The following is a 26,492-nucleotide window of genomic DNA, read 5'->3' as shown; positions in this document are numbered from 1 at the left end:
CGATGTTGAAACCGTGGACGCGCCGCGCAGGCGGCTTGCTGGCGCTCTTGCTGGCCGGGCTTGCGCCGCTGGCGCAGGCCGAGGATTTGCTGAGCCAGATTTCCAGAAAGCTGGCGGCGAACTCGGTCTTGCACGCGGATTTTGCGCAGAGCCGGCAGATGGCCGCCTTGAAAAAGCCGCTGCAGCTGTCCGGACGCATGGTGCTGTCGCGTGAAAACGGCGTGATCTGGTCCATCGTCAAACCGTATCAACTGGGCTATGTAATGACGCCCAAGGGCGTGAGCGAACTGCTGCCCGACGGCAGCCGCCGCGAGCGGGCCAGCCGCGACATCCCCGGCATCGGCTCGGTGGAGGGCTTGTTCCGCGGCTTGCTGGCCGGGGACAGGAATTTGCTGCAACAGCACTTCGCGGTGGAGGCCAAGGGCAGTCACGCCGCCTGGACCCTGTTGCTGAAGCCCAAGCCGGGGCCTTTGCAAAAAGGCCTGGGCGTGGTGGAGCTTTCCGGCGCCGCGCAGCTGGAACGCGTGTCGCTGACCGAGCCCGGCGGCGACAGCACGCAGATCCGCTTCAGCCGGATTGATGCGCAAAGCCCGCTGAGCGCCGAGGAAAGCCGCTTGCTGGGAGGGCGTTGATGCGCAAGCGCTTTTATGGCTGGCTGGCGCTGATGCTGCTGTGCCTGGCCTCGCTGCTGCCCTATCTGGGGCGGCCCTTGCCGGTGCAGACCAATATGCTGGCGATGCTGCCGGACGACGCGCGCCAACCCGAGGTGGAGCGCGCCTTGGCGCAACTGGCGGCCAAGGCGGGCGAGCGCCTGGTGGTGATGGTGGGGCATCGCGATCCGGCCCAGGCCAGCCGCCTGGCGGAACAGGCGGCCGCCCGGCTGCGCGCCCTGCCGGCCTTGCGCTCGGTGCAAGGGAAAATAGGCGACCTTGACCCGGCGCGCCTGTTGCGGCCTTACGCCCCTTACCGCCACGGCCTGTTGACCGACGCCGACCGCGAGGGGCTGCGGCAAAACCCGCAAGCGTATCTGGAAACCCTGTTGCTGCGCCGCTTGAGCCTGCCGGGACAGGGCGCTTTCGGCCTGCCGCTGGCGGAGGATCCCTTCGGCCTGTTCGGCAATGTGTTGGCCGCGCTGCCTATGGCCAAGTCGTCGTTGCAGATCAAGGACGGCTGGCTGGCGACGGAGCGAGACGGCGTGTCCTGGCGCTTGCTGAGCGCGCCCTTGAACGGCGACGCTTACGATCCGGCGCTGCAGCAAGTCCTGAGCCGCGAAGTGGCGGAACTGCGCACGCTGGCGGACGCCGGCGGCGGCCAGCTGGCCGCCACCGGCGCGGTGCTGTTCGCCGGCGAGGCGCGCGGCGGCGCCGAAGCGGAAATGAACAGGATAGGCAGCGTGTCGATGGCGGCCGTCATCGGCCTGATGTTGCTGGTGTTCCGCCGGCTGCGCCATCTGGCCTTGTCCGGCGCGGTGATCGCCGCGGGCACGCTGACGGCGGTGGCCGCCACCCTGGCGGTGTACGGCCAGTTGCACTTGCTGACCCTGGTGATGGGCGCCAGCCTGATCGGCGTGGCGATAGACTACTCGACCCATCTGTTCGCCAGCCAGTTGCAAGACGGGCCGGATTGGGACGTGGAGCGGGCGCTGGCCGCCATTCATCCGGCCATCCGCATGGGGCTGCTGACCACCTTGCTGGGCTACGGCGCACTGGCTCTGCTGCCGTTTCCGGGGCTGCGCCAGATCGCCTTCTTCTCCAGCGCCGGCCTGGTCGGCGCCTATCTGACCGTGCTGTGGTGCGTGCCTTGCTTTGTGCGCCAGGCCGCGCCGGCGTCGGCGCGGGGCATTCTGCCGCCGATAGGCCGCGCTTTCGGCCGTTACTGCCAATTCATGCGTGGCCGCCGCCTGGCCGCGCTCTTGCTGGCGCTGGGCGCGCTGTCGCTGCCGGGGCTGGCTCGATTGCAGGCGGACGACGATGTGCATCAGTTGATTCGGCCCTCGGCTGAACTGCTGGCGCAGGAACACTTGATTCGAGAGCTGGCGGGGCAGGGCAATAGCCGCCAGTTCTTCCTGCTGGAAGCGCCCAGCGAAGCCGCCTTGCTGCGCCTGGGCCGGCAGTTGGACGGCCGCCTAGACGCCTTGGTGAGCGCCGGTCAGCTGCAAGGCTATCAATCCTTGTCCAGCTTGCTGCCGCCGCCGGAGCGGCAACAGGCCGACCACGCGCTGCTGCAAGACGCGATGCGACGCGCCGGTCGGCAAGTGCTGCAGGACGCCGGCGTGCGCGACGAGATCGCCGGCGGCTATCTGGCCGGCCTGGCGCGGCCGGGGCCGTCCTTGACGGCGGAAACGCTGCTGGCTCAGCCGCTGGCCGCGCCGCTGCGCCACCTGTGGCTGGGGCGGCACGACGGCGTCTGGCGCATGGCGGTGATGCCGGGCGACTTCCGCAAGCTGGACGCTTTGCGGCAAGCGGCGCAAGGGCTGGACGGCGTCACGCTGGTGGACAAGGCCGCCAGCGTGTCCGAACTGTTCCGCCAGTTCCGCGAGGCCTCCACGCTGATGTTCGCGTTGTCGCTGCTGGCCATCGTGGCGCTGATGCAGCGCCGTTACGGCTGGCGGCGCGCGCTGCTCTTGGCCGCTCCGGTCAGCCTGGCGGTGCTGTTCACCCTGGGCGCGCTGGGCTGGCTGGGCGTGAGCGCCAATCTTTTCGTCGTGCTCGGCTTCCTGATGGTGCTGGGCGTGGGCGTGGACTACGCGATCTTCGTGGAGGAGGGCCGCCGTCATCATCAGCAGGCGGCGTTGCTGGCGGTGGGGCTGTCGGCCTTGACCACCTTGCTGTCCTTCGGCTTGTTGGCCGCGAGCGCCACCCCCGCAGTCAGCAGCTTCGGTTTGACTCAATTGATAGGCGTGGGCCTGGCGGTGCTGCTGGCGCCTATGGTGACCCTGTTCAAGACCGGGGACACGGGAAGGGCCGAGTCATGTTGAAACTGCTGCCCTTGCTGTTCTTGCTCGCCGCTTGCGCCGGCGGCGGCCATTGCGTCCGCCTGCCGCAAACCCCGGCCTACTGTCTGCGGCAACCCGCCGAGACTTATAACGCCAGCCAGTTGGTGACGGCGAGCGGCAGCGGTTTTCGCGAACTGTCCTTGCTGCAGCTGGAGGCCGATGGGCAGCGGCTGTCGCTGGCGGCCTTGTCGCCGTTGGGCCAGCCCTTGCTGAGCGCCGGCTGGGACGGCCGACGCTGGAGCGCGAGCTCGCCGTTCGGCCGTCGGGTCAGCGACCAGGGGCCGGCGATGCTGGCCCTGGCGCAATGGCTGCACCTGCCCGAGGCCGCCGTTCTGGACGGCTTCGGCCGCGTGCCCGCCTGGTGGCTGCACGCGGCGGACGGCCAGCGTCGGCTGATGAACGGCGACCAAACCCTGCTGATCGACGCGCCGACGCCCAAGGGACGGCGTGTCCGGCTGCCGCAGCTGGGCATGACGCTGGAGATCGAATCCTTGGCGGCGATGGCGCCGGAGGCGGAGGCTCAATGACGGTTTATCTGAACGAATTGGCGATGATCAACGCGCTGGGCCGCGAGCTGCCGGAGATCCACCGGCGCTTGCTGGCCGGCGACTGCGGCGGCATGTGCGAGGAGGCCGGCGCGGTGGTGGGCCGGGTGGCGGGCGCGCTGCCGGAGATCCCGGCTGAGTTGGCCCGCTACGACAGCCGCAACAACCGGCTGCTCCTGGCCGCGCTGGAGCCCTTGCGCGCTCGCGTGGAGGCGCTGGCCGCGCGTTACGGGCGTCATCGGATCGGAGTGGTGTTGGGCACCAGCACCTCGGGCATCCTGGAGACGGAACTGGCGGTCGCCGCCGAGGCGGCCGGGCAGGCGCGGCCGGAGCGCTACGATTACGCACAGCAGGAAATGGGCAGCCCGGCCTTGTTCCTGGCCGAGCTGTTGCGGCTGGACGGCGTCGCCTATGTGGTCTCCACCGCCTGTTCCTCCAGCGCCAAGGCGGTGGCCGCCGCAGCGCGGCTATTGTCGCAGGGGCTGTGCGACGCGGTGATTTGCGGCGGGGCGGACAGCCTGTGCCAGCTGACCCGGCAGGGCTTCGCCGCCCTGGAGTCCGTCAGTCCCGTCTTGTGCCAGCCGATGAGCGCGCGACGCCGCGGCATCAATATCGGCGAGGGCGCCGCCTTGTTCATCGCCAGCCGCGAGCCGGGCCCGGTGGCCTTGCTGGGCTACGGCGAAAGCAGCGACGCCTGGCATATGTCGTCGCCGCACCCGGAAGGCCGCGGCGCGGAGGAGGCGATGAGGCGGGCCTTGCGAATGGCCGGCGCGGAGGCGGCCCAGGTGGGGTACGTGAATCTGCACGGTACGGCCACCGTCAAGAATGATGAAATGGAAAGTCTGGCGATGCGGCGGGTGTTTCCCGACGGCGTGCCGGCCAGTTCCACCAAGCCCTTGGTCGGCCACCTGCTGGGGGCCGCCGGCGCCACCGAGCTGGGCTTCGGCTGGCTGGTGCTGAGCGACAGCCGGCGCCGGCTGCCGCCGCATGTCTGGGACGGCGCGGCGGACCCGGCCCTGCCGGCGCTGAAACTGACGCAAGCCGGCGCTGCGCTGCCCGCGGGGCGGCCGCTGGTGATGAGCAACTCTTACGCCTTTGGCGGCAATAACGTGTCGCTGTTGCTGGCGGCAACAGCGACGGACGAGAACGAACACGCATGATGTTACCGGCTATCACCGAAGTCTTGCCGCACCGCGGCGGCATGTTGCTGCTGGAGGCGGTGCAACGCTACGACAGCGCAGGCCTGGAGGCGCTCGCCACGCCGGACGCGGCGGCATGGTACGCGGACGCCGCCGGCGATATGCCGGCCTACATCGGCATCGAACTGATGGCCCAGGCGGTGGCCGCCTGGGTGGGCCTGACGGCGCGCCAGGCGGGGCTGCCGGTCAAGCAGGGCGTGCTGTTGGGCACGCGTCGTTACCAGCCGGCCTGCGCGGCGTTCGCCGCCGGGCGGCCGCTGCGGGTGACCGCCAGCCCGGTCTATCGCGACGAGTCCGGCATGGGGTCCTTCCTGTGCGAGATCGCCTGCGGCGAAGACCGGCTGGCCGAGGCCACCATCAATGTGTTCGAACCGGAAGATTTCGCCTTATTTCTGCAGGAAAGCAGCGCACAATGAAAAAAAGAATCCTGATCACCGGATCCAGCCGAGGCATAGGCCGGGCAGTGGCCTTGCAACTGGCGAGAGACGGCTTCGACGTGGCCATCCACTGTCGCAGCCGCCGTGAAGAAGCGGAGGCCGTGGCAGCGGCCGCCCGCGCGGAGGGCGCGGCGGCGACGCTGATGCAATTCGACGTCAACGACCGCGAGGCCGCGCGTGCGGCCATCGAAGCGGACATCGCCGCCAACGGCGCGTTCTGGGGCGTGGTGCTGAACGCGGGCGTGACCCGCGACAACGCCTTCCCGGCGCTGGAGGGCGAAGACTGGGACCTGGTAGTGAACACCTCGCTGGCCGGTTTCTACAATGTGACCCATCCGCTGATCATGCCCATGGTCCGCGCCCGCAGCGGCGGCCGCGTCGTCACCCTGTCCTCCGTCTCCGGCGTGATGGGCAACCGCGGGCAAGTGAATTACAGCGCGGCCAAGGCGGGCCTGATCGGCGCCACCAAGGCGCTGGCGGTGGAGCTGGCCAGCCGCAAGATCACGGTGAACTGCGTGGCACCGGGCCTGATCGACACCGATATCCTGGAGGGCGCTCCGGTGGAAGAGGCCCTGAAGATGGTGCCGATGAACCGGGTGGGGCGGCCGGAGGAAGTGGCCGCCCTGGTGGCCTTCCTGATGTCCGACGGCGCCGCCTACATCACCCGCCAGGTGATAGGCGTGAACGGAGGCATTGTCTGATGCGCCGCGTCGTGATCACCGGCATGGCGGGCATCACCAGCCTAGGCCATGACTGGCCCGCCATCGCGGCCAAGATCCGGGCCGGCCGCAACGGCGTGCGCGCCATGCCGGAGTGGGACGGCTTTCCGGATTTGAACACCCGCCTGGGCGCGCCGGTGGACGACTTCGCGCTGCCGGCCCACTATCCGCGCAAGATGTCCCGCGCGATGGGACGAGTGGCGCAAATGGCGGTGTGCGCCACCGAACGCGCCCTGCTGGACGCCGGCCTGCTGCAAGACCCCTGCATCAAGGACGGCCGCATGGGCGTGGCCTACGGCTCCTCGTCCGGCAGCGTGGCGCCGATACAGGCCTTCGGCCAGATGTTGGCCACCGGCTCCATGGCCGGCGTCACCTCCACCAGCTACATCCAGATGATGAGCCACACCGCCGCGGTCAATATCGGCTTGTACTTCGGTCTGACCGGGCGGGTGATTCCCACTGCCAGCGCCTGTACTTCCGGCAGCCAGGCCCTGGGCTACGCCTATGAAACCATACGTTTCGGCCGCTGCGACATGATGATAGCCGGCGGCGCGGAGGAAATGTCGGCCGGCGGCGCGGCGGTGTTCGACACCTTGTACGCCACCAGCCAGCGCAACGACGAGCCGGCGCATACGCCGCGGCCCTTCGACCGCGACCGAGACGGCCTGGTGGTGGGCGAGGGCGCTTGCACCCTGGTGCTGGAGGAACGCGAGCACGCGCTGGCGCGCGGCGCCGCCATCTATGCCGAAATCTGCGGCTTCGGCACCAATTCCGACGGCAGCCACATCACCCAGCCGGAAGCGCCGACCATGGCGCGCGCGATGCGGCTGGCGCTGGACGACGCCGGCCTGTCCGCCGGCGCGATAGGCTACGTCAACGCCCACGGCACTGCCACCGACCGCGGCGACATCGCGGAAACCCAGGCCACCGCCGCCGTGCTGGGGCGGGCGCCGATCAGCTCGCTGAAAAGCTATTTCGGCCACACCCTGGGAGCCTGCGGCGCGCTGGAAGTGTGGTTGACGGTGGAAATGCTGCGTGAAGGCTGGCTGGCGCCCACACTGAACCTGGACCGGGTGGACCCCGCTTGCGGCGAACTGGACTACCTGACCGGGGCCATCCGCCGGGCCGATGTCGAATATGCGATGAGCAACAACTTCGCCTTCGGCGGCATCAACACATCCCTGATTTTGAAACAGGCCGGTTAAAGCGGCCAGGAGAGAAAACATGCGTCAACTACGCGCTTATATTGCAGCCCTGCTTTTGGCGATGACCGCCGTTTCGGCGCAGGCCGCGCCGGCCAGCGTGCCGGTGCGCGACGTGACCGACCAACTGGTGGCGCGCATGGACGGCAAGCCGATGACCGCGGACATGTTGCGTCGCGCCATCATCGCCGGCGCCGGCAGCAAGGGCTGGGTGGTGGTGGCCGACGGCGAAGGCAAGCTGCTGGCCAGCCTGGACGTGCGCGGCAAGCATCAGGCCAAGGTGGCCATCAGCTACGGCGCGGACCGCTACAGCGTCAAATACCTGTCCGCCAACAACCTGAACGTGGAAACCAAGAGCGAGAACAAAAACTATAGCGGCGCGGCGGAAAAAGCGCCGGTAGGCACCGTGCTGATCCACCCCAACTACAACCGCTGGGTCTCCATCATGGTGCAAGAGATCCAGGCGTCGGCCAACCAGATCGCGCCTTGAGCATGAAGCGTCGCGTCGTCGTCAGCGGCTATGGTCTGGCCAGCCCCATCGGCAACGATGAGGCAACGGCGCTGACGGCCTTGCGCAACGGCCGCAGCGGCGTCGCCGCGCGGCCGGATTTCGCCGAGCTCGGCATGAACAGCCGGGCGGCCGGCGCGCCGCGCCGCGACGACATCGCCTTGCCGCCGCGCAAGCTGCAACGCTTCATGGCGGACGCGGCCCTGTACGGCTGGCACGCCGCCCAGCAGGCGATTGCTCATGCGCGGCTGCCGGCTTCCGTCCTGCAACACCCGCGCACCGGCCTGGTCGTCGGTTCCGGCGTGGGCTCCACGGCCAAGCTGAGCGAGGCGATGGCGATTCTGGCCAGCCGCGGCATTCACCGGCTGACGCCTTATTACGTGCCGCAGATCATGGGCAACACCGTATCCGCCAATCTGGCCACCCATCTGGGCGTCCAGGGGCTCAGCCTGGGCGTGACCTCCGCCTGCGCCACCTCCGCGCACGCCATCGGCTACGCTTTCGAACAGATTCAGTTCGGCAAACAGGATGTGATGCTGGCGGGCGGAGCGGAGGAAGTGAGCTGGCAATCCGCGGTGCTGTTCGACGTGATGGGCGTGCTGGCCGACGGCGACGCGTCGACGCCGGACACCGCGTCTCGTCCTTATCACGCGGACCGCGACGGCTTCGTCATCGCCGGCGGCGCGGGCGTGCTGGTGTTGGAGGCGCTGGAACACGCGCTGGCGCGCAAAGCCCCCATCATTGCCGAACTGTCCGGTTACGCCGCCTGCAGCGACGGACACAGCATGGTGGCACCCAGCGGCGCGGGCGCAGAGCGCTGCATGCGGCTGGCGCTGGCGGACGCCGGTCTGGAACGGGTGGACTACATCAATACCCACGCCACCGGCACGCCACAAGGGGACCGCGTCGAAATCGAGGCCGTCCGGGCCGTGTTCGGCGCCGAGGCCGTGCCCGCCTTCTCCTCCACCAAGGGCCTGACCGGCCACGCGATCGCGGCGGCCGGCGCAATGGAAGCCATCTTCAGCTTGCAGATGATGCGCCACGGTTTTGTCGCCGCCTCGCCGCAATACGGCGAGCTGGACGATTGCCTGGCCGGCCTGCCGTTTGTTCGGCACGCTCGGCCGGCCCAGTTGGACAGCGTGCTGTGCAACAGCTTTGGTTTCGGCGGCGCCAACGCCTGTCTGGTGTTCTCCCGCGCGGGGCTTTGAGGCCCCGCTTCAGACTTACTTGAGCACCTGCGCCTTCAGCGCCACGCCCGCCATCAAGAAGCCGCTGCCGCACATATACTCCTTGGCGTTGCTGATCTCCTCAGACTTGTAATAACTGCGGATATTGACCACGGCGGAGCCGCCTTCCTTGCGTGCGCGCTCCTGGAACTCCAGCAGCGCGGAAATGAAGGCGCGCTGGCAGGCGGCGGCGTTGTCCTTGCCGAAGCTATTGGTCTTTTTATTGCTCACCCATTCGCCCAGCACCTTGCCTTTGCCGCCGCGGGCAAAGCGGAAGGCGATGTTAGGGTCCAGCTTTTCCTTGGCCAGATCGCTGTTCAGCGCGTCTTCGATGGACAGCATCAGTTTTTCATCCGCGGCGTGGGCGACGGCGGGCAGCGCCAGCGCGCAGGCCAGCAGCAGAGAGGCGATTCGTTTGTGCAGAGTCATGGGTTTGGCGATTCGGCTGTTAAGAGGCTGATGAACGACGCCGGCGGCGCGTCTGCCGCGCCGCCGCGTCGATATCGAGGCCCCGCAGTGTACTCGCGCGCGCAGCCCATTCCAAAGACAGTATTAACATTGAAACGGCGCGTTTCCGGACGTGACCTTACGCGCGCGCTGCCGCGGCGTCAGTCCTGCGCGGACACTTTCAAGGCCGCGCCTGCAGCGCGTCCAGGCCGTGTTGCAACCACTGCTGCGCCGGCTCCAGCGTCAGATGCAGCACATTGCAGGGGCAGGGCTGTTCCTTGGCCTGCTCCAGCAGCGCCAATACCGCGCGCAGGCTTTCGTGGCCCTTGCGCAGATCGCGTATGGCGCTGCGCAGGCTTTGTTCGCGGGCGTACAGCCGGCTTTCCAGCCGTTTCAGCGAGGCCGGCGCCACGCTGTTGAACGGACGCAATTCGGAGAGCAGCGTATTCAGGGGAAGAGAGGGAGACAGCAGGGCGCGATAGCGCCGGGTTTGGTGCGTCATCGGAAGACTCCTGTGCGAAGCCTGCCGCGCGCTGCTACGCGGATACGGCAGGCGAATGACGAGGGTAGCAGACCGGCCGCACAGACACACCGGCAGGCGCACGCGTGCGCCTCCCCGCCACCGCCTGCCTTGGTGGGGCCGGTCTGTGGCGAGTCTGACGCTTTCAGGCTGCTACACCCAAATGCCGCGGAATGAGGCGGCACGCGGCGATTGTTACTGATTGGGGATGGAGGGTCAAGCCAGCGGCTTTGGCGGGGGGCAAGGCCTGCAAGCAGGCGCGGCCGATGGCTCCGGGGAGAAGTAGCGCCGCCAGAAAGCTTCGCGGCAGGCGTTGTTGAAGCTGATATGGCCGGGCTGGATGGCGTCGCCGGACGGCTGGCTGACGACTTCGTAACGAATCCAGCACTCGGCGCAGGCGGCCTCGGCCGGGTAATCGTCCTGTTCCGTCGTCCGCTGGATCATTGCGCCATCGTCGAAAACATAGGTGGACTGCTCTGCAACGACCGTATAGCCCTGATCCGTCCAACGGTTCCGGCTTGAGCCGTCCAGGCGCGCGCGGCGCGGGGAGGGCGCGTTCAGGATGGCGTTGACGTAGTTGACCAGATGATTCATGCGGCTGCGGCTTGGACGGGTGCGGAAGGCTGTAATGGTAGGCGCAAACGGGGCGGGGGAGAAGCGGAAGAACAAAACAAAAAAGCCCTTGATTTCTCAAGGGCTTAATTGCTTGGTCTGGCGGAGAGGGAGGGATTCGAACCCTCGGTACGCTCGCACGTACGCCTGATTTCGAGTCAGGTACATTCGACCACTCTGCCACCTCTCCGACTCAGAGTGGGGCATTCTATTGGGCAAGGGATTTCCTGTCAATAGCCTTGTCGCAGCTAGCCATAAAAAACGCCGCCCGGAGGGGCGGCGCGTTCAACGGAGCAGACCATGCTCAGTGTTTTTTCAGCTCGCCTTCCCACTTGGCCACCACCGCGGTGGCGATGGAGTTGCCCACCACATTGGTGGCGGAGCGGCCCATGTCCAGGAAGTGGTCGATGCCCAGCAAGAGCAGCAGGCCGGCTTCCGGAATGTTGAACTGGGCCAGGGTGGCGGCGATCACCACCAGCGAGGCGCGCGGCACGCCGGCCATGCCCTTGGAGGTGAGCATCAGGATCAGCAGCATGGAGATTTCCTGCGCCAGCGTCAGATCGATGCCGTAAGCCTGGGCGATGAAGATGACGGCGAAAGTGCAGTACATCATCGAGCCGTCCAAGTTGAAGGAGTAGCCCATCGGCAGCACGAAGCTGGCGATCTTGTTGGAGCAGCCGAAGCGCTCCAGCTGTTCCAGGGTCTTGGGGTAGGCGGCTTCGGAACTGGCGGTGGTGAAGGACAGCAGCAGCGGTTCGCGCATCATGCCCATCAGCTTGAGCACGCGCGGGCCGATGAACATCGCGCCGGCCAGGATCAGCAGGCCCCACAGGATGCCGATGGACAGGTAGAACTCCGCCATGAACTTGCCGTAGGTGGCGAGGATGCTCAGGCCTTCCTTGGCCACGGTGGCGGCGATGGCGCCGAACACGGCCAGCGGCGCGAACAGCATCACGTAGCTGGTCACTTTCAGCATCACGTGGGCCACCACGTCAATGGTGTCGATCAGCAGCTTGGCGCGGTCGCCCAAAGCGGCCATCGCGCAGCCGAAGAACACCGAGAACACCACGATCTGCAGAATCTCATTGGTGGCCATCGCTTCAAACACGCTCTTGGGAATGGCGTGGGTGACGAAGTCCTTCACCGACAGCGCGCCGGCCTGGATGCCGCTGGTGGCGTGGGTGTCCGGCAGCGGCAGGTTGAGCGCCAAGCCCGGCTTGAGCAGGTTGACCATGATCAGGCCCAGGGTCAGGGACATCAAGGACGCGCTGATGAACCAGAGCATGGTCTTGCCGCCGATGCGGCCCACGGTCTTGGCGTCGCCCATCTTGGCGATGCCAACGATCAGGGTGGACACGACCAAGGGCGCGATGATCATCTTGATCAGGCGCAGGAAGATGTCGGTCAGGATGGAGATATTGCTGGCGAAGGCTTTGATGTCGGCTTCGCTGGCGGCGTTCTCGCGATAGAGATAGCCGGTGATGATGCCCAGCACCAGGCCGATGAGGATCAGCCCTGTGAGTTTTTTCGACTGCATTGAGAAGTTCCTACCTGTATTTGAGAGCGTTTTGATAACAACACGGCAAGTTCGCAATGAAACAATGCCGGCGCCGGTCCGGTGGAGGGAGCAGCCGCTTCGTGTGTGTCAAGGTTGCCGATGTAGTGGCCTGCCTACGTTATTGTTGTTTGATTTTATTGGCATTGCTGCCAGTTGTAGGACAGTTGTTGACCTATTTAGGGGTGGGATTATAGTGAATTAGCGAACGCTTGTCTTTGTTGTATTTCGAGTCTTGAATTTCGCAGCGGAGTGTGTGTTGCGGAAACGAATGATGATGAACTTGCCATCGGGATGAAGGGCCGCCCCGGCGCCTTGCTGCGGCGGCCCGGTGTTTCAGTGGTGGATGTCCAGCGTGACGTCGCCGCGTTCCTCGGCCACGGTTTCCAGAATTTCCAGAATGGTGGCGTAAAGGTCCACGCCCAGCGCCTTGCGCGCTTCCTCGGTTTCGCGCCAGACGATCTCGAAGGGGCCCGTCACGTCTTTGGCCAGGCTGTCGTACAGCGCGTCCAGATTGCGGCCGAAGTGGGCCGGCAGGAGCAACTGGCGGCTCAGCTCGTCAAACAGCTGGTCCAGGCTCTTGATGTGGTGCAGTTCGCAAACTTTCACTGGCATGGTGGCACCTCGATGAAGCGGTTGTAGTGATCTACGGTGACGAAACGCTGGCCGGAACCGGAGAACACGATGCGGTAAGCGCCGCGCTTGCCCCCTTTATAGTTCAGATCGGCTTCCTGCCATTGCCCCTTGGGCAGACGTTTTTCGTAATTGCCGAAACGGTCGCCGCCTATGGATTTGCCGTTGAGGCCGGGCACGCTCCACAGGCTGCGGCCGGGCTGCCAGCCGGCGTTCTTGGCCTGGCGCTTGTTGATGAATTGCGCCGGCAGCTGGCCGTTCTTGCCCAACTGGCTCAGCACCGCGCTCAACTCGTTCTGGTTGAGCTTGTTGCCGGCTTGCTGATTGACTTGGACCGCCACCAGCGAGCATTGCGGCAAGGCCCAGGCGGCGGGGGCGGCGATCAGACAGGCCAGCGCCAACAGGCGCGATAGACGTGGAATCATTGGGCTTGCTCCAGAGGCAGGGATTCAACCGGGTGGTCGGCGCCTATCAGCAGCGGCAGGATGCGGCGCATGCCGGCACTGTCGGCGTCGGTGGTGATGAAGCGGTAGGCCGGGGCGACGGCGGGCGCGGCGTCCGGCAGCAAGGAGGCCACGCGCCGGGCGATGGCCTCGGCCGGGTCGTACAAGGCGATGCCGTCGCCGGTCAGTTCGCGGATCAGCGGCTCCAGAAACGGGTAATGGGTGCAGCCCAGCGCAATGTGGTCGATGCGCTCGTCAAGTAGCGGCCGCACTACGGCCGCCACCAGTTCGCGCGTGCGCGGGCTGTCCAGCTCGCCGGCCTCCACTTGCTCCACCCAGCCCGCGCCCACGCGGCGCAGCACTTCAACGTGGCCGGCGTGGGTGTCCAGCAGTTTGCGCACCCGCTCGCTTTGCAGCGTGGCCTGGGTGGCCAGCACGGCGATGCGGCCGGTGCGGCTCATGGCCGCCGCCGGCTTGATCGCCGGCTCTATGCCCACCAGCGGGATGGAAAGCTCGCGGCGCATGGCGGCGATGCCGGCGGTGGTGGCGGTGTTGCAGGCCACCACCAGCAGGGTGGCGCCTTGTTCTTGCAGATAGCGGCCCATTCTGACGCTGCGCTCGGCGATGTCGCTGTGGCTGCGTTGGCCGTAGGGGCAGTAGGCCTGATCGGCCAGATAGGTGATGCCCCAGCCGGGCAGCGCGGCGCGGACGGCCTTCCATACCGAAAGGCCGCCGAGGCCGGAGTCGAACATCGCGATCATGATGCGTTTGTCAGTTGTTCTGGATGACGATCTTAGGGAATTTGCCGGAGAAGTCCTGGGCTTTCTCGCCCACCTTCACCGCCACTTTGCGGGCGATGGCCTTGTACAGTTCCGCCACCTTGCCATCCGGGTCGGCCGCCACCGTGGGGGTGCCGCCGTCCGCCGCCAGGCGGATGCCCATGTCCAGCGGCAGGGAGCCCAGCACGTCCACGCCGAAGTCCGCCGCCATCCGCGCCGCGCCGCCTTCGCCGAAGATGTGTTCGGCGTGGCCGCAGTGGGAGCAGACGTGGATGGCCATGTTCTCCACCATGCCCAGGATGGGGATGCCCACTTTCTGGAACATGGTGACGCCCTTGCGCGCGTCCAGCAGCGCGATGTCTTGCGGGGTGGTGACGATGACGGCGCCGGTGACCGGCACTTTTTGAGACAGCGTCAGCTGGATGTCGCCGGTGCCCGGCGGCATGTCGATCACCAGATAGTCCAGATTGTCCCAGCGGGTGTCGTTGAGCAGCTGTTGCAGCGCCTGGCTGACCATGGGGCCGCGCCAGACCATGGCCTGGTCCGCGTCCACCAGATAGCCGATGGACATGGTTTGCACGCCGTGGCTTTCCAGCGGCTTCAGGCTTTTGCCGTCCGGGGTTTCCGGACGCTGGCCCTGCAAGCCCATCATCAGCGGCTGGGACGGGCCGTAGATGTCGGCGTCCAGGATGCCGACGCGCGCGCCTTCCGCGGACAGCGCCAGCGCCAGGTTGGCCGCGGTGGTGGATTTGCCCACCCCGCCTTTGCCGGAGGCGACGGCGATCACGTTCTTGACGCCGGAGAGCAGCGGCACGCCGCGCTGGGCGGAGTGGCTGGTGATCAGGCTGCCCACGCGCACGCTGAGTTTGCGTTGCTCGGCCAGCGGCGCCAGCGCGGCTTCAAAGCGCAGGCGAACCGGTTCGTGCTGGCTGTTGGCCGGATAGGCCAACACCACGTCCAGCGACAGTTCGGCGTCGCTGATCTTGATGTTTTTCACCGCCTTGGCGGCGACGAAGGGTTTGCCGGTGTTGTCGTCGATCAGGCTGGACACGGCTTCCAGCACTTGAGCATCGCTGAGTGACATGCTGTTTTCGGTTCCCGGTGAGGACTGGAAAAGGCGGGTGAGCTTGGAGAGCATGGGGAGGACATCCGTTGAATCTTTGGCTGTCCGGCAGTTTACCCCAACTTGCCCGCGCTGGCATCGGCGCGGGCGGGCGGGGGCTGTCGGCCTGGCTTATTTGACCACGTTGCCGGCGACGTTGAGCACGTCCCAGGTGCGGGCGAAGGGCGGCGCGTAGCAGAAGTCCATCATGCCCAGTTCGCGCGCGCTGACGCCCTTGGCGATGGCCACCGCCAGCGCGTCCAGCCGATGCACCACATCGCCGTTGCGGCCTATCATCTGCGCGCCCAGCAGCCGCCGGCTGCCGGTTTCGTAGCAGAGTTTGACGTGGACTTCCGCCTGGCCCGGCACGTAGTTGGTGTGGTTCTTGTCCTTGACCAGCACGCTTTGGCAATCAAAGCCGGCGGCGCGCGCCTGGGCTTCGGACAGGCCGGTGCGCGCGGCGTCCAGCGACAGCACCCGCACCGCGGCGGAGCCCAGGGTGCCCGGGTAGGCCTGGCGGCCGCCGGCCAGGTTCTCGCCCACCAGCCGGCCCAGCTTGTTGGCCCCGGTGGCCAGCGCCACGTAGACCGGTTGGCCGGTGAGCTGATGCGGCGCGGCGGCGCAGTCGCCGGCGGCGTAGATGTCCGGCAGGCTGGTTTCGCCGTAGGCGTTGACCACGATGGCGCCGTTGCCCAGGCGCTGCAGGCCGGCGTCGGCGGCAAAGGCGGAGTTGGGGCGTATGCCTATGCTCAGCACCACCAGGTCGGCCGGGTATTCGCCGCGCTCGGTGAGCACGCTTTGCACCGCGCCGTCGCCGTCGCCGCGCAGCGCGGTGACGGCCTCGGACAGGTGCAAGGCCACGCCGTGTTCGCGCAGCTCCTGCTCCATCAGGCCGGTGATTTCAGCGTCGAAGGCGTCCGGCATCACCCGTTCCGCCAGCTGGATCAGCCGCACGCGCTTGCCCAGGCGGACCATGGCTTCGGCCAACTCCAGGCCGATGAAGCCGGCGCCGATGATGGCGACTTCGCGCACTTCCTCGCGGGCTGCGGCCGCGCGCAGCGCCAGGCCGTCTTCCATCACCCGCAGCGTATGCACGCCCGGCAAGTCCAGGCCCGGCAGCGGCGGGCGGATTTCGCTGGCGCCGGTGGCGATCATCAGTTTGTCGTAAGCGGCGTCGAAGGCTTCGCCGTCCGCCAGCCGGCGCACGCGCACCCGCTTGGAGGCGGGGTCTATGCTCAGCGCCTGGTGGCCGGTGTGCACGCGGATATTGCGCTTGGCGAAGTCTTCCACGCTGAATTCGGCCATATAGCCGGGCTCGTCGAACTCGCCGCCGACGAAGTAGGGCAGGCCGCAAGCGCCGAAGGAAATGACCTCGGACATCTCGTAGACGTCGATTTCGGCTTGCGGCGCGCTGCGGCGGGCCTTGGCCGCCGCGCTCATGCCGGCGGCTTCGCCGCCGATGATGACGATTTTCATAGTGTGTTCCCGTCCGGGTTGTTGCTGTGCCGCATTGTGGGGCAGTTGGCGGCTTTAATGGAAAAACCGCCTGGTATGCTGGATTTACAGGTTGTAAATAGGCATTCCCAGGCGGTTTTCAAGGCGGAGTCTCGCGCAGCTTGTTAAGCCATTTCTTCGTCCAGATTGATCTCGCGGTCGCTATTGAACACCTGCATATCGGTCTGGCCCAGCAGGCGGCTGGTCACGGTGCCGGCGGTGATGGAGCCGCTGACATTGAGCGCGGTGCGGCCCATGTCGATCAAGGGTTCGATCGAGATCAGCAGGCCGGCCAGCGCCACCGGGAAGTCCAGCGCGGACAGCACGATCAGCGCGGCGAAGGTGGCGCCGCCGCCAACGCCGGCCACGCCGAAGGAACTGATGGTGATGATGGCGATTAGCGGCACGATGAAGTGCAGATCCATCGGATTGACGCCCACGGTGGGGGCGATCATCACCGCCAGCATGGCCGGGTAGATGCCGGCGCAGCCGTTCTGACCGATGGTGGCGCCGAAGGAGGCCGCGAAGTTGGCGATGCCGTCCGGAATGCCCAGCAGCTTGTTCTGGGTGGCCACGTTCATCGGGATGGAGCCGGCGCTGGTGCGCGAGGTGAAGGCGAAGGTCAGCACCGGGATCACTTTTTTAGTCCAGCGCAGCGGATTGACGCCGGCCAGGCCCACCAGCAGCAGGTGCACGGCGAACATCAGCAGCATCGCGCCGTAGGAAGCCAGCACGAAGTTGATCAGGTTGACGATGTCGGCCCAGCTGGAACCGGACACCACCTTGGTCATCAGCGCGAATACGCCGTAAGGGGTCAGGCGCAGCACCAGGGTCACCATGCGCATCACGATGGCCTGGGCCACGGCGATGAAATGGCTGAAGCTGGCGAACAGCTCGGGTTTTTTGCGGGCGATGCCGGTGGCGGACAGGCCGATCAGCACCGAGAAGATCACCACCGCGATGGTGGAGGTCTTGCGCGCGCCGGTCATGTCCAGGAAGGGGTTGGCCGGCAGGAAGTCCAGCACCAGCTTGCTGAAGGACAAGTCCTCCACCGTGCTCAGGTTCTTCACCAGCGATTCGCCGCGCGCCACCTCGGCGGCGCCGGCGGTCAGACCCTCGGCGCTGAGGCCGAACAGATTGGCCATCAGAATGCCGGCGCCGGCGGCGAGCATGGTGGTGAACAAGAGCACGCCCAGGGTGGCGGCGCTGATCTTGCCCAGCGAGGAGCCGCCTTCCAGCTTCAACAGCGCGGCGATGATGGACACCATGATTAGCGGGATCACGATCATCTGCAGCAGCTTGACGTAGCCGGAGCCGATGATTTCGCACAGTTCCAGGCAGGCGGCCAGCGCAGGCGAGCCGGGTTGGGCCAGCCATTGCAGCGCGGCGCCGAAGGCGACGCCCAGCGCCAGGCCGGTGAAGACCCGCTTGGTGAAGGATACGTGAGTGCGTTGCTGCTGCCACAGCAGCGCCAACAAGGCCAGCGTGACGGCTAGCGTGGCGATGACGGTCAAGGTCATGGGAAACCCCTTAATCTATTGGTTTTGTCGTCAGGTTCCGCTGGCCGCCCGGGCCGGCTTGGCGTCAAAGCGCAGGGGCGGGTTTTGGGGTGGGGCGGCGAGCTGGGCTCAGCGTAGCGACGGCGCGGCGTCGGCATTTTGAGCGAGGTCAGACGAGCTTGGAATCCTGATAAAAAAGCTTCGCCCGGTGGGGCGCCGCTGGCGGGAGCCCGCGCGGCCGCGCCGGGGGAATACGGCGAAAAGCGGCGATTTTACCGATATTCCCCGCGCTTTACTCATATTAATAAGCATAAGCTTATTGATTGTTTTTCTATCAATCGCGCCGTGGCGCCGAGCCGGAGCGATCGACGATGGCTTGGCCGGCGCCTGCGCGCTCGTCTCGTCTTTGCTTGGCGGGGTGTGGGGTGTTTGGGTTGCAAATTGCTGTTTTTATTGTGTTTGTGGCAAAAATTGCTTTGCGCACCAGGCTTTCTGCAGGTACAATTGCGCCCCTTTTTCGCTTTATTTGGCCCTTGTCCGTCCGGCCGCATGGGCAAGCGCGCTGCTTGCCGGTCTCAGAAAGGCTGCATCTCCCTAATGTCCGCTCTACACGCAAAGCTTAGCCGTTCCAATCTATTGTTTCCGCTGGCCCTGGTTCTGTTCGAATTCGCCGTCTACATCTGCAACGACATGGTGCAGCCGGCCATGTTGGCGGTCACCCGGGAATTCCTGGTCGACGCCTCCTGGGTGCCGGCGTCCATGACCGCCTTCCTGCTGGGCGGCGCGCTGCTGTCCTGGCTGACCGGCCCTCTGTCCGACCGCATCGGCCGCCGGCCGGTGCTGCTGTTCGGCGTCGCCTACTTCACCGTGACCTGCCTGGCCACCTATCTGGTGAACTCCATCGAGGCCTTCATCGCACTGCGTCTGCTGCAGGGCATTGGCCTGTGCTTCATCAACGCCGTCGGTTACGCCGCGGTGCAGGAAGCCTTTGAAGAAAAAGCCGCGGTCAAGGTCACCGCCTTGATGGCCAATGTGGCGCTGATCGCGCCGCTGGCCGGCCCGCTGGCCGGCGCCGCGCTGATGGAGCTGGCGCCGTGGCGCACCAGTTTCCTGCTGATCGCCGCGCTGTCCTTCCTGGCCTTGCTGGGCCTGATCTGGAAAATGCCGGAAACCACCCAGCCCAGCCACGAGAAACTGCCGCTGGCGCAGATGGGCCGCGATTATCTGAAAGTGTTCGGCAACGGCCGCTTCGTGCTGTCCGCGCTGTGCATCCCGCTGCTGGCGCTGCCGCTGATGGGCTGGATCGCCATGTCGCCGGTGCTGCTGGTGAATGATCTGCACATGAGCGCGCTGGAATACGGCCTGATGCAGCTGCCGGTGTTCGGCGGCCTGATCGCCGGCAATCTGGCGCTGGTGCTGGTGGCCGGCCGCTGGCCGCTGGGCCGTTCCGCGCTGATCGGCATGTGGCCCATCGTGATCGGCCTCAGCCTGATGCTGTCCGGCGTGCTGTTGTCCGCGCATCCGCAATACTTCATGGTGGCCGGCATGACGCTGATGGCTTTCGGCGAAGGCCTGGCGTTTGGCGTGCTCTACCGTTTTGCGCTGATGTCCTGCGACGCCGCCGGCAAGGGCACGGTGTCTGCCAGCATGAGCATGTTGTCCATGGCCGGCTACGCGCTGGGCGTGGAGCTGTTCCGCATCGCTTACCAGCAGGCCGGCATGCTCGGCTTCGCCTGCCTGTCGCTGGCCTTCTCGCTGGCCTATGTGCAGGTGGCGCGCCGCACCGTGCGCGGGGCCATGCTGGAGCGCGCGCAACAGGCCGAGGCCAAGCAGCCGGAACTGGCCAATCAGGCTTCCTGAGCCCGAACCCGGCCCCGCTGGCACAGCCCGGCCCGCATGCGCGGCCGGGCTTTGTCTTGATGGCCGCCGTTTCCCGGATATCCGTCGTGACCGCCGGGGGCGACTGCCTCTATAATCGATCGTTTCAGATCGCACCTTTGGAACAATCCTAATGAGCAAACGCAAGATTCTGGTGACCAGCGCACTGCCTTACGCCAACGCGGGGCTGCATCTGGGTCACATGCTGGAACAGATTCAGACCGATATCTGGGTGCGCTTCCAGAAGATGCGCGGCCACGAATGCTATTACGTCTGCGCCGACGACACCCACGGCGCCCCCATCATGCTGGCGGCGGAAAAACAGGGCATCACCCCGGAGCAGTTGGTGGACAGCGTGCGCGAACTGCACCTGGCGGATTCCCAAGGCTTCCTGATCGGCCACGACAACTACTACAGCACCAACAGCCCGGAGAACAAGGCGCTGGCGGAGCAGGTGTATCTGGCCTTGAAAGCCGACGACAAGATCGCCTGCCGCACCATCGAGCAGCTGTTCGACCCGGAAAAGCAGATGTTCCTGCCGGACCGCTTCGTCAAGGGCGAATGCCCCAAGTGCAGCGCCAAGGATCAATACGGCGACAACTGTGAAGTCTGCGGCGCCACTTACAACCCCACCGAACTGAAGAACCCGTACTCGGCGGTGTCCGGCGCCAAGCCGGTGCTGAAAACCTCCGAGCACTATTTCTTCCGTCTGGGCGAGTGCGCCGACTTCCTCAAGCAATGGACCGGCGGCAGCAGCGTGCGCGCCGACGGCGCGACCCAGCCGCATTTGCAGCCGGAATCGCTGAATAAGATGAACGAGTGGATTTCCGGCGGCCTGCAGGACTGGGACATCAGCCGCGACGCGCCGTACTTCGGCTTCGAAATCCCCGGCGCGCCGGGCAAGTACTTCTATGTGTGGCTGGACGCGCCCATCGGTTACATGGCCAGCTTCAAGAACCTGTGCGATCGCAGCGGCCTGAATTTCGACGAGTGGTTCGGCAAGGACAGCCGTACCGAGATGTACCACTTCATCGGCAAGGACATCCTGTACTTCCACGCGCTGTTCTGGCCGGCGATGCTGAACTACTCCGGCCTGCGCGCGCCCACCGGCGTGTTCGCCCACGGCTTCCTCACCGTGGACGGGCAGAAGATGTCCAAGTCGCGCGGCACCTTCATCCAGGCCAAGAGCTATCTGGATTGCGGGCTGAATCCGGAGTGGATGCGCTATTACATCGCCGCCAAACTGAACGGCCGCATCGAAGACATCGATCTGAACCTGAACGACTTCGTCGCGCGGGTGAATTCCGATCTGGTGGGCAAGTTCGTCAACATCGCCAGCCGCTCCGCCGGCTTCATCGCCAAGCGCTTTGACGGCATGCTGGCCAGCCAGGTTAGCGACGGCGACATCCTCGCCAAGCTGCAGGCCGCTGCCGATGAACTGGCCGCCGCCTTCGAGGCGCGCGAATACGCCAAGGCGCTGCGCGACGTGATGGCGCTGGCGGACGTGGTCAACGCCTACGTGGACGCCAACAAGCCGTGGGAACTGGCCAAGCAGGAAGGCCAGGACGCGCGCTTGCAGGAAGTCTGCACTGTGTTGATCAACGCCTTCCGCCTGCTCACCATTTACCTGAAGCCGGTGCTGCCCAAGCTGGCCGAAGGCGTGGAAGCCTTCCTCGACGTGGCGCCGCTCGCCTGGAGCGACGCCGCCAACCTGCTGCTGGGCAAGAAGATCCACGCCTACCAGCACCTGATGCAGCGCATCGACCCGGTGCTGATCGACAAACTGATAGAAGCGAACAAACAGAATATGCAAGCCACCGCAGACACCCCGGCCGCCGCTCAATACGAGCCGCTGGCCGAAACCATCAAGATCGACGACTTCGCCAAGCTGGACCTGCGCATCGGCAAGGTGCTGGAGTGCAACTTCGTCGAAGGCTCGGACAAACTGCTGCAGTTCACCGTGGATATGGGCTTTGAGAAGCGCAACATCTTCTCCGGCATCCGCAAGGCTTATCAGGAGCCGGAAAAACTGGTGGGCCGCAATGTGGTGGTGGTGGCCAATCTGGCCGAGCGCAAGATGCGCTTCGGCGTGTCGCAGGGCATGATCGTCTGCGCTTCCGGCCAGGACGACAGCGAAGGCCTGTTCCTGCTGGACGCCGATCAAGGCGCCAAGCCGGGCATGCGCATAGGCTGAGCCGGTAGTTCCTAATCCTGACTGTTCTTTTTACTAGTTGGGTCCCGCGGCCCCTGCTGTCATATTGGCATGCAGGGGCCGCGTCATTTCGCGGCCCCGAAACCTTCACCGGGCTGTCATCTGAGGCTGTTACATTCACTGCAAGCCAAATGCGAAACATTCTCGTCCGGCTGGCGGAACTTTTGAAAATATGGTATGTCTCTAGATGAAATGAATTTTGAACAACCCAAAAAAAAGAAAAAGGAATGAACCATCATGAAAATTTCTCAACTGAAACCCGGCTACAAAATCCTTGAGCACAAGGACAGCGGCTCTACCATGCATTACGAAGTGGTCAGCATTCGACAGGTTGGCAAGATGTTTGAAGTGACTTTCAAGTCTGCCTTGGGCTTGGCCAGCGCCTTGTATCCCGCCAACGCCTTCATTCAGGCGGCCGCCTGATGCCACTCCCCTGCGTTTGTCCATTCCATTGCGCAGATTACAGATGAAGCCCCGCAAAATGCGGGGCTTTGTTTTTGGCCCGTCCTTTTTCTCCCCCTGCGAAAAATTCAAGTCAGGCAGTTGACGTTTCGATGCAAATTGTTCATGCTTTTTGCATTTGAAGGCGGAGGCGCCGTGCCGAAACGCGCAAAACTGATACTGGAAATCATCGTCAATTTCCTGCTGCCCTGGTTGTGCTACCGCTATGGCGAGCCGCGCTGGGGCGAAGCCGGGGCGCTGATGTTTTCCGCCTTGCCGCCGGTGCTGTGGAGCGTGATCGAGCTGTTGCGCTTCCGGCGCGTGGACGCTTTGAGCCTGCTGGTGTTGTTGGGCATAGGCTTGTCCTTGCTGGCCATGCTGCTGGGCGGCGACGCGCGCCTGCTGTTGCTGCGCGAGTCCCTGATCACCGGTTTGATCGGCTGCGGCTTTCTGCTGTCCCTGGCGCTGCGCCGGCCGCTGGTGTTCTATCTGGCGCGGGCGACCTTGGCGCGGGAATCGGAGCAGGGGAGGGAACGGTTCGAACAACTATGGCGCGCGGATGGCTTCAGGCGCGCTATCCAGCGGATGACGCTGTGGTGGGGCTTGGGCTTGAGCCTGGAGGCGGGCGGGCGCGCTTATCTGGCCTGGACCTGGCCGGTGGAGCGTTTTCTGCTGGTGGCGCCCTTCATCAGCTACGGCGTGATGGGCGGGCTGTGCCTGATGACCTTGCTGTATAGGCGGAAGATGCGCCGCGAAGCCGCCGTGGCCATGGCCGCGCTTTGAAGCAGATCGCGGGCGAATAGACAAAAAAAAGGGCCGCAAAAGCGGCCCTGAAGTTCCGTGATGAACACTTAGGAGGAAAGACACGGCTGCTTGTTTTGCGGCTTCGCTGGCAGTCGAAACCGCAGCGGCAATGTCTTCCAAAATGCACAAGATCGCGCCCGCATCGGCAGCGCCTGTTGGCAGACAGGCGGCTGACTTCTCGGGCCGCAATCGCTCGGGGAGAACGACTGCGCTGACCTTGAGTTCACTTTAGACGGTCTTTGTTGATCAGGTGTGTGGTAGTAAAGATCAACTGTTAACAAGTATGAATCGTCTTGGTGCGAACTTTCCCCGCATCAAAAATCTTTTTTCCCAAAACGCTTGACCAGAAAAACGGGGCGGGGTATAGTTCGCTCCTCTGCACGAAACGCAGCAGACAGATCAGACGCGGGGTGGAGCAGTCTGGTAGCTCGTCGGGCTCATAACCCGAAGGTCGTAGGTTCAAATCCTGCCCCCGCAACCAAGTTAAAAAACCCGAAGCCAAACGGCTTCGGGTTTTTTGCATTTCCGTTCCCGCCCGTGAGGGCCGGAGTTGCTTGCACGCTAGGCTTTTAGTTGGGAGAAGAGCTGCTTTATAGTGGTCTCATCCATCCGCATTCAGGAGCCGCAGCATGCGCATTGCCGTTTTCGACGCCAAGAATTACGACCGCCACGCGCTGGAGGCCGCCAATCAAAGCCACCATCATCAATTGCAGTTTTTCGAACCGCGCCTGAACCTGGACACCGTGGGCCTGGTTCAGGACGTGGACGCGGTCTGCCCCTTCGTCAACGACAGGCTGGACGCGGCGGTGGTGGCCAAGCTGGCGGCAGCGGGGGTGAAGCTGGTGACCTTGCGCTGCGCCGGCTACAACGGCGTGGATCTGGCGGCCTGCCGCCAGCACGGCATCGCGGTGACCCGGGTGCCGGCCTATTCGCCGCACGCGGTGGCCGAGCACGCCTTTGCCTTGCTGCTGGCGGTGGTGCGCCGCATCCACAAGTCCTATACCCGGGTGCGGGAGATGGATTTTTCCTTGGACGGACTGGTGGGTTTCGATTTGCACGGCAAGACTATGGGCGTGTTGGGCGCCGGCCGCATCGGCCAGGCCACGATGTCCATCGCACGCGGCTTCGGCATGCGGGTGCTGGCTTACGATCTGTATCCCAACGCCGAGCTGGCGGCGAGCCTGGGCTGCGAGTTCGTGTCCTTGGAGGAGGTCTGGCGGCAGGCGGACGTGATCAGCCTGCATCTGCCGCTGACGGCGGAGAGCCGGCATGTGGTCAATCGTGAGACGCTGGCGCGGATGAAGCCGGGCGCGGTCTTGATCAATACCAGCCGCGGCGGCCTGATCGATACCGCTGCCTTGCTGGAGGCCTTGAAGGCCGGGCGCTTGTCCGGCGTGGGCCTGGACGTGTACGAGATGGAAGAGGGCGTGTTTTTCGAGAACCTGTCGGAAAGCGGGCTGCAGGACGATCAGCTGGCGCGGCTGCTGACTTTTCCCAATGTGCTGGTGACTTCGCACCAAGGCTTTCTGACGCGCGAGGCGCTGATGAATATCGCCGACACCACCTTGGGCAATGCCGGCGCTTTCGAGCGGGGAGAGGCGCTGGTCAACGCCGTCTCCGCCTAGTTGGGGCTGCTAAGAAAACTGCGCAGAGAAGCTGAGCCAAGGCGCGCCGACGCAGGCAGTAAGTCCTACGACAAGAAGGCGCAACGCAGGGTCAGGGATGCTGTTAGCGGGTCTTAGCGTGTCTGTTTACGATTTCGCGAGCCAGAGCGAGACAAGGCGTTGAGGCTGAGAAAGCGGAATGTACGGGGGTACATGAGCATTTCGAAGGGTTTTTCAACGCCGTATCGCTGAAGCGCAGCAGACTTTCAGAGGTTCTTAGGGCAGGTCGCGGCGGAACACCCAGTTGAGCTCGCTGGAGGCCGCCGCATCGAAGGCGTAACCGGCGCTGTCGAAGTGCTTGAGCTGCTCCGGCTGGCTGACCTGATGCAGCGCGGCCCAGCGCGCCATCATGCCGCGCGCGCGCTTGGCGTAGAAGCTGATGATTTTGTACTGGCCGTTCTTGCGGTCCTGGAACACCGGGGTGATCAGGCTGCCGTTGAGCTTGGCCGGCTTCACCGCCTTGAAGTATTCCTCCGAGGCCAGGTTCACCAGCACCGGGTCTTTTCTTTGCTCCAGCACTGCATTCAGCGCGTGGGTGACGGTGTCGCCCCAGAACTCGTACAGGTTTTTGCCGCGCGGGTTGCTCAGGCGGGTGCCCATCTCCAGCCGGTAGGGCTGCATCAGGTCCAGCGGCCGCAGCGCGCCGTAGAGGCCGGACAGGATGCGCAAATGGTTTTGCAGATAGCTCATCTGCCCCGGCTCCAGGCTGGCGGCGTTCAGGCCTTCGTAGACGTCGCCCTTGAAGGCCAGCACCGCCTGTTTGGCGTTGGCCGGGCTGAACGGCGCTTGCCAGTCGTGGTAGCGGCCCACGTTCAATTGGGCCAGCGCGTCGCTGATGCTCATCAGCTTGCCGATTTCCAGCGGGCTCTTGGCGCGCAGCACCTGAATCAGTTCGGCGCTGTGATGCAGAAAGTCCGGCTGGGTGTAGTGATCGGTGGCGGCGGGGGTGTCGAAGTCCAGCGTCTTGGCTGGGGAGATGACCATCAGCATGAGGCGAATCCTTATTGAGCAGCCGTCATTGTACTGGACTGCGCCGGGCTTGGCCCGTCGTCGTGACCGGCGGCGCGCTTGGCTCTAGAATGCAGGCCGGGATTTGAATCTATGATGGTCTGGCAAGGAGAGGGCATGAGGGTATTGGTGCAAAGGGCGAGGCAGGCGTCGGTGACGGTGGAAGGGCGCGTGACCGGGGAGATCGGCCCCGGCCTGCTGTTGCTGGTGGGCATTGAGGAGGAAGACGGGGCGGAGGATATCGCCTGGCTGACGCGCAAGCTCAGCCAACTGCGGATCTTCAACGACGAGGCTGGCGTGATGAACCGCTCGGTGCTGGATTGCGGCGGCGAGGTGTTGGCGGTCAGCCAGTTCACCCTGTTCGCCAGCACCAAGAAGGGCAATCGACCGTCGTATTCGCGCGCGGCGCGGCCGGAGCGCTCCAGCCCCCTGTTCGATCAATTTGTCGCCTCGATGGCGCAGACCTTGGGCAAGCCGGTGCCCACCGGGGTGTTTGGCGCGGACATGCAGGTGGCGCTGGTCAACGATGGTCCGGTGACGATCTGGCTGGACAGCAAGACGATGGAGTGA

General features: G+C 65.1%; 26 protein-coding genes and 2 tRNA genes. 16 read left to right on the top strand and 12 right to left on the bottom strand.

The window, feature by feature from the left end; all coding sequences use genetic code 11:
- Positions 1–2: 2 nt before the first annotated feature.
- Genes ACODRW_RS17990 through ACODRW_RS17950 form a run of 9 tightly spaced genes read left to right on the top strand, consistent with a single transcriptional unit; the run spans position 3 to position 8,813 of the window.
- On the top strand, positions 3–632 hold the full coding sequence (locus tag ACODRW_RS17990) for a LolA family protein (RefSeq protein ID WP_488906343.1): 630 nt from the start codon (positions 3–5) through the stop codon (positions 630–632).
- Positions 632–2,977 (top strand): MMPL family transporter, encoded by a 2,346-nt coding sequence (locus tag ACODRW_RS17985; RefSeq protein ID WP_488906342.1) that lies wholly within the window; start codon positions 632–634, stop codon positions 2,975–2,977. Before ACODRW_RS17990 ends, ACODRW_RS17985 begins: the two co-directional genes overlap by 1 nt.
- Positions 2,971–3,522 carry a DUF3261 domain-containing protein gene (locus tag ACODRW_RS17980; protein ID WP_488906341.1) on the top strand — a complete coding sequence of 184 codons (552 nt, stop codon included), beginning with the start codon at positions 2,971–2,973 and terminating at the stop codon, positions 3,520–3,522. The genes ACODRW_RS17985 and ACODRW_RS17980 overlap by 7 nt, the downstream gene beginning before the upstream one ends.
- The gene (locus tag ACODRW_RS17975; protein ID WP_227104649.1) at positions 3,519–4,700 is read left to right on the top strand and encodes a beta-ketoacyl-[acyl-carrier-protein] synthase family protein; all 1,182 of its coding nucleotides are present in this window, start codon (positions 3,519–3,521) and stop codon (positions 4,698–4,700) included. The genes ACODRW_RS17980 and ACODRW_RS17975 overlap by 4 nt, the downstream gene beginning before the upstream one ends.
- Complete coding sequence (locus ACODRW_RS17970; RefSeq protein WP_488906340.1) at positions 4,697–5,155, top strand: hotdog family protein; 459 nt, start codon at positions 4,697–4,699, stop codon at positions 5,153–5,155. The genes ACODRW_RS17975 and ACODRW_RS17970 overlap by 4 nt, the downstream gene beginning before the upstream one ends.
- Positions 5,152–5,877, top strand: coding sequence for a 3-ketoacyl-ACP reductase FabG2 (locus tag ACODRW_RS17965; RefSeq protein WP_227104645.1), 726 nt, complete (start codon positions 5,152–5,154; stop codon positions 5,875–5,877). Before ACODRW_RS17970 ends, ACODRW_RS17965 begins: the two co-directional genes overlap by 4 nt.
- A complete protein-coding gene (locus tag ACODRW_RS17960; protein WP_370646580.1) occupies positions 5,877–7,100 on the top strand; it encodes a beta-ketoacyl-ACP synthase in 1,224 nt (407 codons plus the stop codon). The genes ACODRW_RS17965 and ACODRW_RS17960 overlap by 1 nt, the downstream gene beginning before the upstream one ends.
- 19 nt (positions 7,101–7,119) lie before the next feature.
- Positions 7,120–7,587, top strand: coding sequence for a hypothetical protein (locus ACODRW_RS17955; protein WP_166451958.1), 468 nt, complete (start codon positions 7,120–7,122; stop codon positions 7,585–7,587).
- 2 nt (positions 7,588–7,589) lie between these two features.
- On the top strand, positions 7,590–8,813 hold the full coding sequence (locus tag ACODRW_RS17950) for a beta-ketoacyl synthase N-terminal-like domain-containing protein (RefSeq protein ID WP_166451959.1): 1,224 nt from the start codon (positions 7,590–7,592) through the stop codon (positions 8,811–8,813).
- A gap of 15 nt (positions 8,814–8,828) precedes the next feature.
- Here the strand turns inward: ACODRW_RS17950 and ACODRW_RS17945 are convergent, their stop codons facing one another.
- From ACODRW_RS17945 to ACODRW_RS17895, 11 genes are all read right to left on the bottom strand, one after another.
- Positions 8,829–9,260 carry an excinuclease ATPase subunit gene (locus ACODRW_RS17945; RefSeq protein WP_235087116.1) on the bottom strand — a complete coding sequence of 144 codons (432 nt, stop codon included), beginning with the start codon at positions 9,258–9,260 and terminating at the stop codon, positions 8,829–8,831.
- 199 nt (positions 9,261–9,459) lie between these two features.
- Positions 9,460–9,780: a hypothetical protein gene (locus ACODRW_RS17940; protein ID WP_474454305.1), complete on the bottom strand. Its 321-nt coding sequence runs from the start codon at positions 9,778–9,780 to the stop codon at positions 9,460–9,462.
- A 234-nt stretch (positions 9,781–10,014) separates the two neighbouring features.
- The gene (locus ACODRW_RS17935; protein WP_488906339.1) at positions 10,015–10,392 is read right to left on the bottom strand and encodes a hypothetical protein; all 378 of its coding nucleotides are present in this window, start codon (positions 10,390–10,392) and stop codon (positions 10,015–10,017) included.
- Between the two features lie 118 nt (positions 10,393–10,510).
- Positions 10,511–10,600, bottom strand: a tRNA-Ser gene (locus ACODRW_RS17930).
- A gap of 114 nt (positions 10,601–10,714) precedes the next feature.
- Positions 10,715–11,947, bottom strand: a complete 1,233-nt coding sequence (locus ACODRW_RS17925; protein WP_107800317.1) for a dicarboxylate/amino acid:cation symporter — start codon at positions 11,945–11,947, stop codon at positions 10,715–10,717.
- Positions 11,948–12,301: 354 nt separating this feature from the next.
- On the bottom strand, positions 12,302–12,580 hold the full coding sequence (locus ACODRW_RS17920; protein ID WP_107800316.1) for a barstar family protein: 279 nt from the start codon (positions 12,578–12,580) through the stop codon (positions 12,302–12,304).
- A complete protein-coding gene (locus ACODRW_RS17915) occupies positions 12,571–13,023 on the bottom strand; it encodes a ribonuclease domain-containing protein (RefSeq protein WP_235087120.1) in 453 nt (150 codons plus the stop codon). The genes ACODRW_RS17920 and ACODRW_RS17915 overlap by 10 nt, the downstream gene beginning before the upstream one ends.
- Positions 13,020–13,802 carry a glutamate racemase gene (gene murI / locus ACODRW_RS17910; protein ID WP_235087122.1) on the bottom strand — a complete coding sequence of 261 codons (783 nt, stop codon included), beginning with the start codon at positions 13,800–13,802 and terminating at the stop codon, positions 13,020–13,022. Before murI ends, ACODRW_RS17915 begins: the two co-directional genes overlap by 4 nt.
- A 10-nt stretch (positions 13,803–13,812) precedes the next feature.
- A complete protein-coding gene (apbC, locus tag ACODRW_RS17905; protein WP_107800313.1) occupies positions 13,813–14,904 on the bottom strand; it encodes an iron-sulfur cluster carrier protein ApbC in 1,092 nt (363 codons plus the stop codon).
- 150 nt (positions 14,905–15,054) lie between these two features.
- Entirely contained in the window at positions 15,055–16,398 is a 1,344-nt protein-coding gene (locus ACODRW_RS17900) for a CoA-disulfide reductase (protein ID WP_488906338.1), read from the bottom strand.
- 143 nt (positions 16,399–16,541) lie between these two features.
- A complete protein-coding gene (locus ACODRW_RS17895) occupies positions 16,542–17,936 on the bottom strand; it encodes an L-cystine transporter (protein WP_235087131.1) in 1,395 nt (464 codons plus the stop codon).
- A 576-nt stretch (positions 17,937–18,512) separates the two neighbouring features.
- Between ACODRW_RS17895 and ACODRW_RS17890 the strand changes: the two genes are divergently transcribed.
- The 6 genes from ACODRW_RS17890 to ACODRW_RS17865 all read left to right on the top strand — a co-directional run bounded on the left by ACODRW_RS17890 (position 18,513) and on the right by ACODRW_RS17865 (position 24,875).
- A complete protein-coding gene (locus ACODRW_RS17890) occupies positions 18,513–19,775 on the top strand; it encodes an MFS transporter (RefSeq protein ID WP_107800310.1) in 1,263 nt (420 codons plus the stop codon).
- A gap of 151 nt (positions 19,776–19,926) precedes the next feature.
- Positions 19,927–21,987 (top strand): methionine--tRNA ligase, encoded by a 2,061-nt coding sequence (gene metG, locus ACODRW_RS17885; protein ID WP_253314825.1) that lies wholly within the window; start codon positions 19,927–19,929, stop codon positions 21,985–21,987.
- Positions 21,988–22,242: 255 nt separating this feature from the next.
- Positions 22,243–22,428: a hypothetical protein gene (locus tag ACODRW_RS17880; protein ID WP_019103612.1), complete on the top strand. Its 186-nt coding sequence runs from the start codon at positions 22,243–22,245 to the stop codon at positions 22,426–22,428.
- A gap of 174 nt (positions 22,429–22,602) precedes the next feature.
- Positions 22,603–23,229 (top strand): VC0807 family protein, encoded by a 627-nt coding sequence (locus ACODRW_RS17875; RefSeq protein ID WP_488906337.1) that lies wholly within the window; start codon positions 22,603–22,605, stop codon positions 23,227–23,229.
- Positions 23,230–23,654: 425 nt separating this feature from the next.
- A tRNA-Met gene (locus ACODRW_RS17870) sits at positions 23,655–23,731 on the top strand.
- Positions 23,732–23,879: 148 nt separating this feature from the next.
- Positions 23,880–24,875: a 2-hydroxyacid dehydrogenase gene (locus ACODRW_RS17865; RefSeq protein WP_488906336.1), complete on the top strand. Its 996-nt coding sequence runs from the start codon at positions 23,880–23,882 to the stop codon at positions 24,873–24,875.
- A gap of 255 nt (positions 24,876–25,130) precedes the next feature.
- Here the strand turns inward: ACODRW_RS17865 and yaaA are convergent, their stop codons facing one another.
- Entirely contained in the window at positions 25,131–25,904 is a 774-nt protein-coding gene (yaaA, locus tag ACODRW_RS17860) for a peroxide stress protein YaaA (protein ID WP_107798427.1), read from the bottom strand.
- Positions 25,905–26,039: 135 nt separating this feature from the next.
- Here yaaA and dtd point away from each other — a divergent pair, with 135 nt between their 5' ends.
- Positions 26,040–26,492 (top strand): D-aminoacyl-tRNA deacylase, encoded by a 453-nt coding sequence (dtd, locus tag ACODRW_RS17855; protein WP_107798428.1) that lies wholly within the window; start codon positions 26,040–26,042, stop codon positions 26,490–26,492.

This window comes from Chromobacterium sp. FG89, assembly GCF_057808735.1.
Note: the sequence above shows the minus strand (reverse complement) of the source record. Positions and strands in the feature narration are given on the sequence as shown.